Source organism: Mesorhizobium sp. B2-4-17, assembly GCF_006441275.1.
GTDB lineage: Bacteria > Pseudomonadota > Alphaproteobacteria > Rhizobiales > Rhizobiaceae > Mesorhizobium.
This window is the reverse complement of sequence record NZ_VFUX01000005.1, coordinates 94,269-106,706: the sequence shown is the minus strand read 5'-3', so window position 1 is coordinate 106,706 and position 12,438 is coordinate 94,269. Positions and strand designations below refer to the sequence as shown.

The window sequence follows — 12,438 nt, the reverse complement described above, 5'->3', positions numbered from 1 at the left end:
TTGGAATTCACTATGCCAAGGACAGCGAAGGCATATCAGCGTCGGGTGAACAACAGGCTGGCCACCAGCCCTAGCACCACAAGGCCAACTGCGGCGGCTGCCGCCGGATGGTCGCGGGCCGATCTCTCGATCACCCTACCCTGCTTGCGAATTGCCGGCATGGCGTCCCGCAGACGCCCGGCAAGATCGGAATATGTGTCGAGCGCGGCATCACGACCGTCTTCATAGTAGGCGCCACCCCGCCTGGACACTGCCTTGCGCAACGCCGCGAGTTCCCTCGACAGCGCCGTGATCTGCTTTTCGAGATCGATGTCCGAAAGGGTCGAGAATGGTGCCATCATACGTTTCCTTCTCTTGCAGAAGAAAACGTAACGCCTCACCCCAAGGCGGGTTCCAGTTTCGCGGCTTCAAAGCATTTCGTGCGACGGCTCAGCGCACCTGGTCGAGCAAGCGCTTGCATTCGAGCAGGTCGAACAGCGCCTCCTGCAGCAGAGCGCGATTGTCGCGCGAGAGTTTCGAGGCGTCCGGCTGAACGGGACCTTCCTCGTCGCCCTTGCCAAGGCCGAAAAAGCGGCGGCTGGGCTTGACCCTTGGCTGGCCAACCAGTTCATCATCGCCGCCGCGCGGCTGCGCTGCCGACGTCAGCGGCACCTGGTCGGCCTGCTTTCGCTGGGAAATCGCTTCGACCGCGGCCATGTCGCCATTGCCGATGGCAACCAGGAAATGATTGCCGTTTTCCCGCAGCAGCTTCTGCACGCCCTTGATGGTATAACCCTGATCGTAGAGCATGTGGCGGATGCCCTTGATCAACTCGACATCCTGCGGCCGGTAGTAGCGCCGGCCGCCGCCGCGCTTCATCGGCTTGATCTGGTTGAAGCGCGTTTCCCAGAAACGCAGCACATGCTGCGGCAGGTCGAGGTCCTCGGCGACCTCGCTGATGGTACGGAAGGCGTCAGGGCTCTTGTCCATGGGCGAAATCCTCACGCTGGAGCGTGATCCGGAACGGTCTTCAGACGAGATCACGCTCAACAAAGAGAGAAGCTCATTCCGTTTGCGCGGAATGGATCATACGCGGAACACCAATCCGGCCATGCTGCCGAATCGGGCCTTATTTCAGCGGTTTGTGCAACAATATTCAAGCCCAACGTTATGGTGGGGCCGGTTTTCAACCGTACAATGGAGGCTACTTGCCGCCCTTGGCCTTGCTGTTCTGGTGAGAGCGCAAGATGCGGTTCTTCAATACGTTGGACGACTTGAAGGTCATCACCCGGCGCGGCAGGATGGGCACCTCCTCACCGGTCTTGGGATTGCGTCCGATGCGCTCGTTCTTGGAGCGGACATGGAATGTCGCGAAGGACGACAGCTTGACCGTCTCGCCGCGGACGATGGCTTCGCAGATTTCGTCCAGAACGGCTTCAACGAGTTCGGCGGATTCAGTGCGCGACAGACCGACCTTCCGGTAGACGGCCTCGGCAAGGTCGGCGCGCGTAAGTGTCTTTCCCCCCATGCGACCGTCCCATCAGCTCAAACATAAAATCGGCACAACAACGGCTGAGCCTAAGTAATTGATCCGTCAAGGTCAAGGACCGAAACCGAGCCGTTCGGCACTTACCAGCGAAGCAGAACGGCGCCCCAGGTGAAGCCGCCGCCCATCGCTTCCAGGAGCACAAGGTCACCCTTCTTGATGCGCCCATCGGCAACGGCCACCGACAGCGCCAACGGCACGGAAGCCGCCGAGGTGTTACCGTGCAAATTGACGGTAACCACCACTTTTTGCTCTGCTATCCCGAGCTTCTTGGCGGAAGCGTCAATAATTCGTTTATTGGCCTGATGCGGCACGAACCAGTCGAGATCGTCGGCGGTGATGCCGGCGGCCGAGAAGGTCGCCTCGATAACGTCGGTGATCATGCCGACCGCATGCTTGAAGACCTCGCGGCCCTCCATCCTGAGGTGGCCGACCGTCCCCGTCGTCGATGGTCCCCCATCGACAAAAAGCTTGTCCTTGTGCGTGCCGTCGGAGCGCAGGCTGGCCGCCAGAACACCGTGGTCGGCGATCGTGCCGCCCCCCTCGCCCGCTTCCAGCACCAGGGCACCGGCGCCGTCGCCGAACAGCACGCAGGTCGAGCGGTCGTTCCAGTCGAGAATGCGCGAGAATGTTTCCGAGCCGATCACCAGCACGCGTTTGGCCAGGCCGCCGCGAATATAGAGATCGGCCGTGGTGACTGCATAGACGAAGCCCGAGCACACCGCCTGCATGTCGAAGGCAAAGCCGTGATGCATGCCGAGCCGGTCCTGGATTTCGACCGCGGTGGCCGGGAACGTGTTGTTGGGCGTCGACGTCGCCAGCACAATCAGGTCGATATCGTCTGGCGTCAGCCCCGCATCGGCAAGGGCGGCGCGCGCCGCGGCCTCGCCCAGGGAAGCCGTCGTCTCATCGTCGCCCGCGATATGGCGCTGACGGATGCCGGTGCGCTGGGCGATCCACTCGTCCGAGGTTTCGACCATGCCCTCGAAATCGGCATTCTTCATGATGCGGCGGGGCAGCGCGGCGCCCGTGCCGCGCACGACTGATCTGATCAAAGTTCTTTCCTATTCCTTCGCGTCGCTAACGACGTCGGATTTCCGATATGACAGGGCATGCGGGTTGCGCGCATGAAACAGATCCAGGTCGGCCTCGATGCGGTCGAGCAGATTGTTGCGCACCATGTCGTAGCCGAGCTCGATCGCCGCGGCAAAACCGTCCGAATCAGCACCGCCATGGCTTTTGACGACGATGCCGTTCAGTCCCAGGAACACGCCGCCGTTGGAGCGGCCGACATCCATCTTCTCGCGCAGGCGATCGAAAGCGCCCTTGGCGAAGACATAGCCGATCCTGGCCATCAGGGTGCGGCTCATGGCGGCGCGCAGATAACCCGCGATCTGGCGGGCGGTGCCTTCCGCCGTCTTCAGCGCGATGTTGCCGGCGAAGCCCTCCGTCACCACCACGTCGACCGTACCCTTGCCGATATCGTCGCCTTCGACAAAGCCATGATAATTCATCGAGGCCATGTTGGCCTCGCGCAGCATGCGTCCCGCTTCCTTGACCTCTTCCTGGCCCTTGATCTCTTCCACGCCGACGTTGAGCAAGCCGACGGTCGGCCGGGCAATGCCGAATACGGAGCGCGCCATGCCGGTGCCGAGAATGGCAAAATCAATGAGCTGGTGCGCATCGGCGCCGATGGTGGCGCCAACGTCGAGGACCACGCTTTCGCCACGTAATGTCGGCCACAAGGCCGCGATCGCCGGACGATCTATGGTGGCCATGGTGCGCAGGCAGAATTTCGACATCGCCATCAGCGCGCCGGTGTTGCCTGCCGAGATACAAGCGTCCGCAGTGCCCGATTTGACCGCCTCGACCGCCTTCCACATCGACGATTTCCAGCGGCCATGGCGCAGCGCCTGGCTTGGTTTGTCGTCCATCCTGACCGCGACCTCACAGTGGAAGAATTCGCTCACCTCGGCCAGTTTGGGAAACTTGGCCAGTTCAGGACGCACCACGTCCTCACGCCCGTAGATGACGAAACGGATGTCTGGGCGGCGGGTCGCGACCGTCATGAGCGCCGGAATGACCACGGCTGGTCCGTGATCGCCGCCCATGGCATCGATGGAAATCCTGATCACGCGGTATTCATCTCACGGTTAGGCGGCAGGTCGCTTTAGTGATCGCAAAGGTTTGGCGAAAATAGCGGTTTTGGGTTTTCACACAACCGACTTTTCCGTCGCGGGCGAGGTTTTCAGGATTTTCCCAGCAAGGATCGCAGTTTTTGCTGAAATTCGTTCTCCTCCGGTTCGGTGTCGCCACCGGCGTCCAGGGACGCGCCCGGCTTGCGCGGATAGGGGTCGATCGCCAAACCGAAGAACTGCTCGGCGAGGGCGCCGACATCGATAGTGTCGCCGGAAAATGTTTCGGGACTGTCGGGCCCATCCGCATCGAGCAGAATCTCGCCACCGCCTTCAAACCCCTGCCGTCCAAGCTTAGAGTCCTCGGGGAGCAGCAGCGCCTCGACCGGTTCGTCGATATGCGCCGCGACGGGATCGAGCGTGACGATGCAGGCCTGCGTGATGTCGGCCTCGACACGGCCGCTGACCTTCACGCCATTGCGCTTCCAGGAGGCGACCAGGAGTTCCGCGCGATAGGCTTCGACAGACAGCAGCCCGTGCTCTTCGGCAAGGGCTGCGCGCTGCGCGGCGTCGGCCTCGATCACCACGGGCAGCCCTTTCTGCGGCAGCCGGGCGATATTCGCGAAAAAGGAAACCGGGCTTTGCGGCTTAGCATGTTTCATCGATCGACCTCCCTGGCCAGCGGAAATGTCACCGTCCCGGAAACGATTGATTCGGACGGCTGCGCTGCCAGTGCTTTGCAGGCACCGGCGACATAGCCGGCCAATTGCGATGCTTCCGGCCAGGTGTCGGCATCGGGCCGGACGTTGCGGGCAAGTGCCGCGGTCAGCCCGTCATGATCGTTTCTTTCCAGCGCATCATCATAGGCTGCCGTGCGGCCATAAAACATCTTGGCCAGTTTCTTCATCCGCTTCGGCACGCCGACGTCGCCAATGCCCAGTTCCCGCAGCGAATGATCGACGTCGAGGAAGAACTCGTCGATCAGCACCTGCGCGATCGCCTGCGCCACGCCGCCCTCGCCGCGCAGGCGATGCTGGAACAGGAACATGTGCAGCGAAAGCATCTCGAAACGGCCAAGCGGCGTGTCCGGCACACTCCAGTGGGAATAAAATGCAGTCTGCCGCGCCGCCGCCACGATTTGTGCGTAGAGCGCGTCGGTGATGGCGCGGTTGGTGTGGCGTTCACGGCCAAAAAGGCGCTGGAACATGGGGATGGTCTCCGGGGACCGTTTGTTGAATTGGCCTTGTTGCATCGGCAAGCAAGCTGGTTTACCGGTTTTGCGGCCCAGCGCAAGTTGCGGCGATGTAATGGAGAATTGTTGTTGCGCGCGCTGAATTTCAAGTCGACCTTCACTTCCAGGCCCGCCAGCGCGATCTCGCTGCTGCTTATGGTTTCGGCGCTGTCGGCATGCCACACGAACAAGATGATCGGCGATCTCAATCCAAGCGAGACGCTGACGCAAGGGTATGTCATCGACCAGCAGGCGGTCGATTCGGTACCGGTCGGCTCCAGTCGCGAGCAGGTGCTGCTGGCGCTTGGCACACCGTCGACCACGGCGACTTTCGACAATGAGGCGTTCTACTACATCTCGCAGACGCGCAAGCGCTATGTCGCGTTCGACAAGCCGCACCTGGTCGACCAGCATGTGCTGGCGGTCTATTTCGGCGCGGACGGCCGCGTCACCCAGATCGCCAATTACGGCCTGAAGGACGGCAAGATCTTCGACTTCATCTCGCGCACCACGCCTACTGGCGGCAAGGACCAGAACTTCCTCAGCCAGATCATCAATGGCGCAAGCAAGCTGGCGCCCGGCATCCCCGGCGGCGGCACCCCCTGATCTTCAGCCACTGCTTCCCTCCGGGGGAAAGCAGCAACATCTCAGGCGACCAAAAACCCGTGGGAGCGATGTCACGGGTTTTTGTTTGGCCCCGGACAGGCCGACTTGTCAGTGATGGGGCGTCCTGCGCGTGGAAATTCTTGCCGCGGCCGAGGACTTTCGACCCCTGAAGAAATCCACCTATCTGAAACGCCGGATTCTGGCCGCATGCGGCATCCATCCGAGAGCCAGGGAGTTTCGTCGCAAATACGAGCGCGGCGCCTTCGTCACCAGGCTACGTGAGATACGCGGCCTGCCGGCGATGCCGTCGCGCGAACCAGGAGTGGACGACATGCTGGCCCGCTACCGCAAGCGTGCCGACAGCAATGGAGCCAAGCCGGATGGCGGCTGAAGCACCGTGCCCGATCCGAACCAAACGAAACCCGCGGAGATCGCTCCCCGCGGGTTTCGCTTTTTCAACAGCTCTTGCTCAGCCGTGCGCGAGCACCGCAAGCAGCAGGAGCGCCACGATGTTGGTGATCTTGATCGCCGGGTTGACCGCAGGACCCGCGGTGTCCTTGTAGGGATCGCCGACCGTGTCGCCGGTCACCGAGGCCTTGTGCGCCTCGGAGCCCTTGAGATGCTTGACGCCGTCCTTGTCGGTGAAACCGTCCTCGAACGATTTCTTCGCATTGTCCCAGGCGCCGCCGCCCGAAGTCATCGAGATGGCCACGAACAGGCCGTTGACGATAACGCCGAGCAGCGAGGCGCCAAGTGCCGCGAAAGCGGACGCCTTCGAGCCAGAGATCAAAAGCACGCCGAAATAGACGACAAGCGGCGCCAGAACCGGCAGCAGCGAGGGGATGATCATTTCCCGGATCGCCGCCCTGGTCAGGAGATCGACCGCGCGGGCATAGTTCGGCTTGGAGGTGCCGGCCATGATGCCCGGATCTTCGCGGAACTGCTTGCGTACTTCCTCGACGATCGAGCCCGCGGCACGACCGACGGCTGTCATGGCGATGCCGCCGAACAGATACGGGATCAGGCCACCAAAGATCAGACCGGCGACGACGTAAGGATTGGAGAGGTCGAAGGAGATCTCGCCCATGCCCTGGAAGTAGGGGTATTTGTCGCCATTGGCGGCAAAGAACCTCAGATCGTTCGAATAGGCGGCGAAAAGCACCAATGCGCCGAGGCCAGCCGAACCGATGGCGTAGCCCTTGGTCACCGCCTTGGTGGTGTTGCCGACCGCGTCGAGCGCATCGGTGGAATGGCGCACTTCCTTGGGCAGGCCTGCCATTTCGGCGATGCCGCCGGCATTGTCGGTGACCGGGCCGAAGGCGTCGAGCGCCACGATCATGCCGGCAAGGCCAAGCATGGTGGTGACGGCGATCGCCGTGCCGAAGAGACCGCCGAGCTGGTAGGTGGCGATGATGCCGCCGACGATGACGATGGCCGGCAGCGCCGTCGATTCCAGCGACACCGCGAGGCCCTGGATGACGTTGGTGCCGTGGCCGGTCACCGACGCCTGGGCGATCGAATTGACCGGGCGCTTGTTGGTGCCGGTATAGTACTCAGTGATCACCACGATCAAACCGGTCACCACGAGGCCGATCAGGCCGCAGATGAACAGGTTCTTGCCGGTAACGGTGATGCCGGCGACCGTGCCGACCTCTCCCCAGCCAAGCGTGACCGAAGTGGCGACGCCAAGGCCAACGATGGACAGCAGGCCGGTGACGATCAGGCCCTTGTAGAGCGCGCCCATGATCGAGCCGTTGGAGCCGAGCTTGACGAAGAAGGTGCCGACGATCGAGGTCAGGATGCAGGCGCCGCAGATGGCCAGCGGATAGAGCATCGCGGCACCGAGCACGGCGGTGCCGCCGAAGAAGATGGCAGCGAGAACCATGGTGGCAACCACGGTCACCGCATAGGTCTCGAACAGGTCGGCGGCCATGCCGGCGCAGTCGCCGACATTGTCGCCGACATTGTCAGCGATGGTGGCCGGATTGCGCGGATCGTCTTCCGGAATCCCGGCTTCGACCTTGCCGACCAGATCGCCGCCGACATCAGCACCCTTGGTGAAGATGCCGCCGCCGAGACGGGCGAAGATCGAGATCAGCGAGGCGCCGAAGCCAAGCGCGACCAGAGAATCGATGACGACGCGGTCGTTTGGCTGAAGGCCCATGAAATGGGTGAGGATAAGGTAGTAGATCGAGACGCCGAGCAGCGCCAGACCGGCAACCAGCATGCCGGTGATGGCACCCGATTTGAAGGCGATGTCGAGACCGGCGGCGAGGCTGTTGGAAGCCGCCTGAGCCGTGCGCACGTTGGCGCGCACCGAAACATGCATGCCTATGAAGCCGGCGGCGCCAGACAGCACGGCGCCGATCAGGAAGCCGATGGCGGCGGTGATCGAAAGCAGCCACCAGGCGAGCAGAAGCACCACAACGCCGACGATGGCGATGGTCGTGTACTGGCGCGCCAGATAGGCCTGCGCGCCTTCGCGAATGGCGGCGGAGATTTCCTGCATGCGTGCGTTGCCTTGATCGGACGCGAGGACCGAACGTGTCGCCCATATGGCGTAGAGGACAGAAAGCAGGCCGCAGGCGATGACGGCGTAAAGTATGGTCATTGCCGAATTTTCCTCGATTGCTGGCCCAAAAGAACCCCTCCCTGGGCCGTTGAGACAAGATCGGATTCCGCGCACGGAATCCACCTCTTCGTACCGGTGTATGCGAAACAGGGCTGCGAACGTCAAGATATTGTTCGGTTTTTGCCCGGCTTTCGCCCAAAACGTCCGTACTGGACAGTGTGCGCCCTACTCACCTTGCGGTTAGATCGATTGAAAATCGATCCCGGCGATGAGGCGGGCTACTCGACGTCTCTGCCCATGCGTCGCGCCGTGTAACGCTCAACCGCCGACAGCCCGTCATAGATCAGCACGGCCAGGGCCGCCACGATCAGGCCACCCTGCAGGATGAAGGCGAAATTGTTCGACAAGAGGCCGGCGATGATCACTTCGCCCAGTGTCCTGGCGGCCACCGTCGAGCCGATGGTGGCGGTGGCCAGGCTGATGACCACCGAGAGCCTGATGCCGCCCAGGATGATCGGTGCGCTGAGCGGCAACTCGACCTTGGTGAGCCTTTGCCAGTCGGTCATCCCGGCGCCGCGCGCCGCCTCGACGACGTTTGCTGGAAGCGTTGTCAGCCCGGTCAGCGCATTTTCGAAGATCGGCAGCAGGCCATAGAGAAACAGGGCGATCAGCGTCGGCTTCTCGCCGAAACCGACAGCCGGCACGGCGAGCGCCAGCACGGCCACCGGTGGAAAGGTCTGGCCGATGTTGACCAGACTGCGCGACAGCGGCAGGAATTCGGCACCGGCAGGCCTGGTGACAAGGATGGCCAGCGCCACCGCGACGATGGTCGCGGCGACGGTGGCGATCAGCACGGTGCGCAGATGCAGCAGCGTCAAAGTCAGCAGGCTGCCCTGATTGTAGATCGCGGGAGCGTTGTTCTCGGTCAGCGGCTTCAGCAGCGGCTCGAACCAGCCTGGGCTGGTGACGAAGGCCACGAGCAACACCACCAGCGCAAGCCTCAGTAGCAGAGGCAGCCAGGCTTTCATGCCGGCCTCGCCGCCCGCTTGACCAGCCCGTCCACGGTGACACGGCCAAGCGGCTTGCCGTCGGCGCCCTTTACTGGCAGCGCCGGTCGGCCCGACCACAGGAGTTCGGCCAGCGCATCGCGCTGGCTGGCATCGCCGGGGATCGCTTCGCCATCGGCAACACCGGTCTCCACCGCGTCGCGCACCCGTCCGAGCGACAGCAGCCTGAATGGCCTCTCACTGGCGCCGACCAGGGTCTCGACGAAGCTGCTGGCCGGGTTTGCCAGGATCTCGGCGGGTCTGGCATATTGCACGAGCTTGCCGGCATCCATGACGGCGATCTTGTCGCCCATGTGCACGGCTTCCTCCATGTCATGGGTGACGAGGATGATGGTGGTGCCGAAGCGCTTCTGGATCGCCAGCAGATCCTGCTGCGCTTTGGTGCGGATGATCGGGTCGAGCGCGCCGAACGGCTCGTCCATCAACAGCACGTTGGGCTCGGCGGCAAGCGCGCGGGCCACGCCGACGCGCTGCTGTTGGCCACCGGACAATTCATGCGGATAGCGCGGCCCGAATTCCCGGGGGTCAAGCTGGTAAAGCGTCATCAGTTCATCAACGCGGGTCTTGATGCGTGCCTTGTCCCAGCCAAGCAGCACCGGCACCGTGGCGATGTTCTGCGCCACGGTGCGATGCGGAAACAGGCCGTGGCCCTGGATGGCGTAGCCGATGCTGCGGCGCAGTTCGTAACCTGGCACCGAGCGATTGTCGGCGCCGTCGAGCTTGATCACGCCGGCGGTTGGTTCCACCAGCCGGTTGATCATGCGAAGCAGCGTCGTCTTGCCGGAGCCTGAGGTGCCGACAATGACGGCAATGGTGCGCGGCTCGATGACCATCGATACGTCGTCGACCACCGTTGTCGTATCATAGCGCTTGGTAATGCCTTCGATCTGGATCATGCCGTTTCAACCCTGCGCTTGGTGGCAGTCATTTCGATCGCCGCGTCGAGGATGATAGCGGCGGCGAAGGCCAAAGCCACCGTCGGCACCGCGCCAAGCAGCACCAGGTCCATCGCCGTCTGGCCGACGCCCTGGAAGACGAACACGCCAAAGCCGCCGCCACCGATAAGCGCGGCGATCGTGGCAAGCCCGATATTCTGTACCAGTACGATGCGGATGCCGGTGAGGATGACCGGAAAGGCCAGCGGAAACTCGACGCCGAACAGGCGCTGGCGATCGGTCATGCCCATGCCGCGCGCCGCGTCGTTGGCGGCACGCGGCACGCCGGCGAGCCCGACCAGCGTGTTGGCCACCACCGGCAGCAGTGAATAGAGGAACAGCGCGACGAAAGCGGGCGCCGTGCCGATGCCGCGAATGCCGAGCACGGCAGCCCCCGGCACATGCGTGGCCACCCAGCCGAGCGGCGCGATCAGCAGCCCGAACAGCGCGATCGAAGGGATGGTCTGGATGATGTTGAGGACGTTGAGCACGCCGGCGCGCAACCGTTCAACACGATGGCACAGGATGCCGAGCGGCAGGCCGACGATGACGGCGGCGGCCAGCGAACCCAGCGCCAGCGTGACGTGCTTGGAGCCTTCGGCCCAGAAACTGTCGGCGCGGTTGGCGTATTCCTTGAGGATGGAAAGATCGTTCCAATTTCCCGATGTCAAAAGCAGGCCAATGGCCATGGCAGCCGCGGCCAGGACGCCGACACGAGCCAATGGCGACAAGTTCAGGCGCGTCAGCACGTCCGCCAGCAAAAGCGTGAAGGCGAAGATGAGAATCCAGAAACCGGAGGCCGGCGACACCCTGGCAAAGGTGTTGCCGGCCGGCGTCAGAAATGTGCCGGCGACGCCGATCAGCAGCGCAAGTGCGGCAAGTGCCGCCACGCTGGCGGCAAGGCGCAACTTAAGCGGCGTCCTGAACAGAGCTATGAGCGCCGCGGCGATCACGATTCCCAGAAGCAATGGCCCAGCCGTCGGCGGCAGAGCCTCGATGATAGAACGCGCCTGGCCCGGAACGATGCGGTTGGCGCGGAATGTGGCGAAGGGCGCGGCGAACGCCGCATAGGCAACGATCGCGGCTATGACCACGCCGAGCTTGTCGAAGCGCAGGGTCATCGATGTCCCTCGAGACAGGCGATTTTCGGCTTCCTGCGGCCTCCGCCGGTGATTGGCGAGATCCGACGTGAGATCCGATCTCCCCCCTTGCGGGGGAGATGGCCGGCAGGCCAAAGGGGGGTGTGAAGGATCGCCGGCGTTCGAGCCCTGGCGTGTCTGGAAGCAAACCTGCCAAGGAAGGTAATTGTGATGCGCCGATAGGGCGGCGGGACAGCACCCCCCTCTGTCCTGCCGGACATCTCCCCCGCAAGGGGGGAGATTGACAGCTCCGCCGACCGCACTACTCGCACCTGCGTCGCGATCTTTCGGTCGTTACTTCAAGAACCCGTTCTTCTTCAGGAAGTCCTCGGCGACGCCCTTGACCGGCTCGCCGCCGACCTGCACGCGGCCGTTCAGTTCCTGCAGCGTTACGAGGTCGAGCTTGGCGAAGACCGGCTTCAGCAGCGTCTCGATCTCCGGATGTTCCTTCAGCACGGATTCGCGGATGATCGGCGCCGGCTGATAAACCGGCTGCACACCCTTGTCGTCATTGAGCACGACGAGGCCCGACGGCGCGATGCCGCCGTCGGTGCCGTAGACCATGGCGGCGTTGGCGCCGCTGGTCTGGTTGGCGGCCGCGGCAATGGTCGCCGCCGTATCGCCGCCCGACAGCGTGATCAGTTGCTCCGGTTTCAGCGTGAAGCCATAGGTGGTCTGGAAGGCCGGCAGGGCCGCGGCCGAGTTGACGAACTCGGCCGAAGCCGCCAACACAACCTGGCCGCCGCCGGCAACATATTTGCCGAAGTCGGAAAGCGTGGCGAGCTTGTTGCTGTCGGCCACTTCCTTGCGCAGCGCGATCGCCCAGGTGTTGTTGGCCGGCGCAGGCGACAGCCAGACGATCTTGTTGGCGTCATAGTCAAGTTTCTTGGCCGTCTCATAGGCCTTGGCGGCATCCTTCCATACCGGGTCGTCCGCCTTTTCGAAGAAGAAAGCCGCGTTGCCGGTGTATTCGGGATAGATGTCAATCTCGCCGGCGGTGATCGCTTTGCGCACCACCGGCGTGCCGCCGAGCTGGATGCGGTCCGTGGTCTTGATGTTGTTGGCGTTGAGAACGAGCTGGATAATGTTGCCCAGCACGCCGCCCTCGGTGTCGATCTTGGAGGAGACAACCACCTGTGCACTGGCAGAAGCCGCCGTGACGGCCAGAGCCAATGCCGCGCTGGCCAAAATCTTGACTGAAAACATTTTGAAAACCCCTTGTTATCCA

The 12,438-nt window shown here is 63.0% G+C and carries 14 protein-coding genes; 2 read left to right on the top strand and 12 right to left on the bottom strand.

Annotation, left to right across the window (positions count from 1 at the left end):
• Window positions 1–35: 35 nt before the first annotated feature.
• The 7 genes from FJ548_RS06060 to FJ548_RS06030 all read right to left on the bottom strand — a co-directional run bounded on the left by FJ548_RS06060 (window position 36) and on the right by FJ548_RS06030 (window position 4,867).
• A complete protein-coding gene (locus tag FJ548_RS06060) occupies window positions 36–338 on the bottom strand; it encodes a hypothetical protein (protein ID WP_140777385.1) in 303 nt (100 codons plus the stop codon).
• Between the two features lie 91 nt (window positions 339–429).
• On the bottom strand, window positions 430–969 hold the full coding sequence (locus FJ548_RS06055) for a MerR family transcriptional regulator (RefSeq protein WP_140609545.1): 540 nt from the start codon (window positions 967–969) through the stop codon (window positions 430–432).
• Between the two features lie 214 nt (window positions 970–1,183).
• Complete coding sequence (locus FJ548_RS06050; protein ID WP_010915609.1) at window positions 1,184–1,507, bottom strand: integration host factor subunit alpha; 324 nt, start codon at window positions 1,505–1,507, stop codon at window positions 1,184–1,186.
• Between the two features lie 101 nt (window positions 1,508–1,608).
• A complete protein-coding gene (locus FJ548_RS06045) occupies window positions 1,609–2,580 on the bottom strand; it encodes a beta-ketoacyl-ACP synthase III (protein ID WP_140609549.1) in 972 nt (323 codons plus the stop codon).
• A 9-nt stretch (window positions 2,581–2,589) separates the two neighbouring features.
• Window positions 2,590–3,660 carry a phosphate acyltransferase PlsX gene (plsX, locus tag FJ548_RS06040; protein ID WP_140609551.1) on the bottom strand — a complete coding sequence of 357 codons (1,071 nt, stop codon included), beginning with the start codon at window positions 3,658–3,660 and terminating at the stop codon, window positions 2,590–2,592.
• A 113-nt stretch (window positions 3,661–3,773) separates the two neighbouring features.
• The gene (locus FJ548_RS06035; protein ID WP_140692642.1) at window positions 3,774–4,322 is read right to left on the bottom strand and encodes a DUF177 domain-containing protein; all 549 of its coding nucleotides are present in this window, start codon (window positions 4,320–4,322) and stop codon (window positions 3,774–3,776) included.
• Window positions 4,319–4,867: a ubiquinol-cytochrome C chaperone family protein gene (locus tag FJ548_RS06030; protein ID WP_140777304.1), complete on the bottom strand. Its 549-nt coding sequence runs from the start codon at window positions 4,865–4,867 to the stop codon at window positions 4,319–4,321. Before FJ548_RS06030 ends, FJ548_RS06035 begins: the two co-directional genes overlap by 4 nt.
• A 114-nt stretch (window positions 4,868–4,981) precedes the next feature.
• On the opposite strand from FJ548_RS06030, the gene FJ548_RS06025 reads away from it, so the two are divergent.
• Window positions 4,982–5,497 carry an outer membrane protein assembly factor BamE gene (locus tag FJ548_RS06025; protein ID WP_140777303.1) on the top strand — a complete coding sequence of 172 codons (516 nt, stop codon included), beginning with the start codon at window positions 4,982–4,984 and terminating at the stop codon, window positions 5,495–5,497.
• A gap of 130 nt (window positions 5,498–5,627) precedes the next feature.
• On the top strand, window positions 5,628–5,888 hold the full coding sequence (locus FJ548_RS06020) for a hypothetical protein (RefSeq protein ID WP_140777302.1): 261 nt from the start codon (window positions 5,628–5,630) through the stop codon (window positions 5,886–5,888).
• A 78-nt stretch (window positions 5,889–5,966) separates the two neighbouring features.
• Here the strand turns inward: FJ548_RS06020 and FJ548_RS06015 are convergent, their stop codons facing one another.
• From FJ548_RS06015 to FJ548_RS05995, 5 genes are all read right to left on the bottom strand, one after another.
• Complete coding sequence (locus FJ548_RS06015) at window positions 5,967–8,108, bottom strand: sodium-translocating pyrophosphatase (protein ID WP_140777301.1); 2,142 nt, start codon at window positions 8,106–8,108, stop codon at window positions 5,967–5,969.
• A gap of 239 nt (window positions 8,109–8,347) precedes the next feature.
• Window positions 8,348–9,097, bottom strand: coding sequence for an ABC transporter permease (locus FJ548_RS06010; RefSeq protein WP_140777300.1), 750 nt, complete (start codon window positions 9,095–9,097; stop codon window positions 8,348–8,350).
• A complete protein-coding gene (locus tag FJ548_RS06005; protein ID WP_140777299.1) occupies window positions 9,094–10,032 on the bottom strand; it encodes an ABC transporter ATP-binding protein in 939 nt (312 codons plus the stop codon). Before FJ548_RS06005 ends, FJ548_RS06010 begins: the two co-directional genes overlap by 4 nt.
• Window positions 10,029–11,192 carry an ABC transporter permease gene (locus FJ548_RS06000; RefSeq protein WP_140777298.1) on the bottom strand — a complete coding sequence of 388 codons (1,164 nt, stop codon included), beginning with the start codon at window positions 11,190–11,192 and terminating at the stop codon, window positions 10,029–10,031. The genes FJ548_RS06005 and FJ548_RS06000 overlap by 4 nt, the downstream gene beginning before the upstream one ends.
• 312 nt (window positions 11,193–11,504) lie before the next feature.
• The gene (locus tag FJ548_RS05995; RefSeq protein WP_140692663.1) at window positions 11,505–12,416 is read right to left on the bottom strand and encodes an ABC transporter substrate-binding protein; all 912 of its coding nucleotides are present in this window, start codon (window positions 12,414–12,416) and stop codon (window positions 11,505–11,507) included.
• Between the last annotated feature and the right edge of the window lie 22 nt (window positions 12,417–12,438).

Bases quoted from the DNA above. Each gene is read 5' to 3' on its own strand.
- FJ548_RS06055 (WP_140609545.1), bottom strand. From the start codon at position 969: ATGGACAAGAGCCCTGACGCCTTCCGTACCATCAGCGAGGTCGCCGAG.
- FJ548_RS06010 (WP_140777300.1), bottom strand. From the start codon at position 9,097: ATGAAAGCCTGGCTGCCTCTGCTACTGAGGCTTGCGCTGGTGGTGTTG.
- FJ548_RS06000 (WP_140777298.1), bottom strand. From the start codon at position 11,192: ATGACCCTGCGCTTCGACAAGCTCGGCGTGGTCATAGCCGCGATCGTT.
- FJ548_RS06015 (WP_140777301.1), bottom strand. From the start codon at position 8,108: ATGACCATACTTTACGCCGTCATCGCCTGCGGCCTGCTTTCTGTCCTC.
- FJ548_RS06035 (WP_140692642.1), bottom strand. From the start codon at position 4,322: ATGAAACATGCTAAGCCGCAAAGCCCGGTTTCCTTTTTCGCGAATATC.
- FJ548_RS06060 (WP_140777385.1), bottom strand. From the start codon at position 338: ATGGCACCATTCTCGACCCTTTCGGACATCGATCTCGAAAAGCAGATC.
- FJ548_RS05995 (WP_140692663.1), bottom strand. From the start codon at position 12,416: ATGTTTTCAGTCAAGATTTTGGCCAGCGCGGCATTGGCTCTGGCCGTC.
- FJ548_RS06050 (WP_010915609.1), bottom strand. From the start codon at position 1,507: ATGGGGGGAAAGACACTTACGCGCGCCGACCTTGCCGAGGCCGTCTAC.
- FJ548_RS06030 (WP_140777304.1), bottom strand. From the start codon at position 4,867: ATGTTCCAGCGCCTTTTTGGCCGTGAACGCCACACCAACCGCGCCATC.
- FJ548_RS06005 (WP_140777299.1), bottom strand. From the start codon at position 10,032: ATGATCCAGATCGAAGGCATTACCAAGCGCTATGATACGACAACGGTG.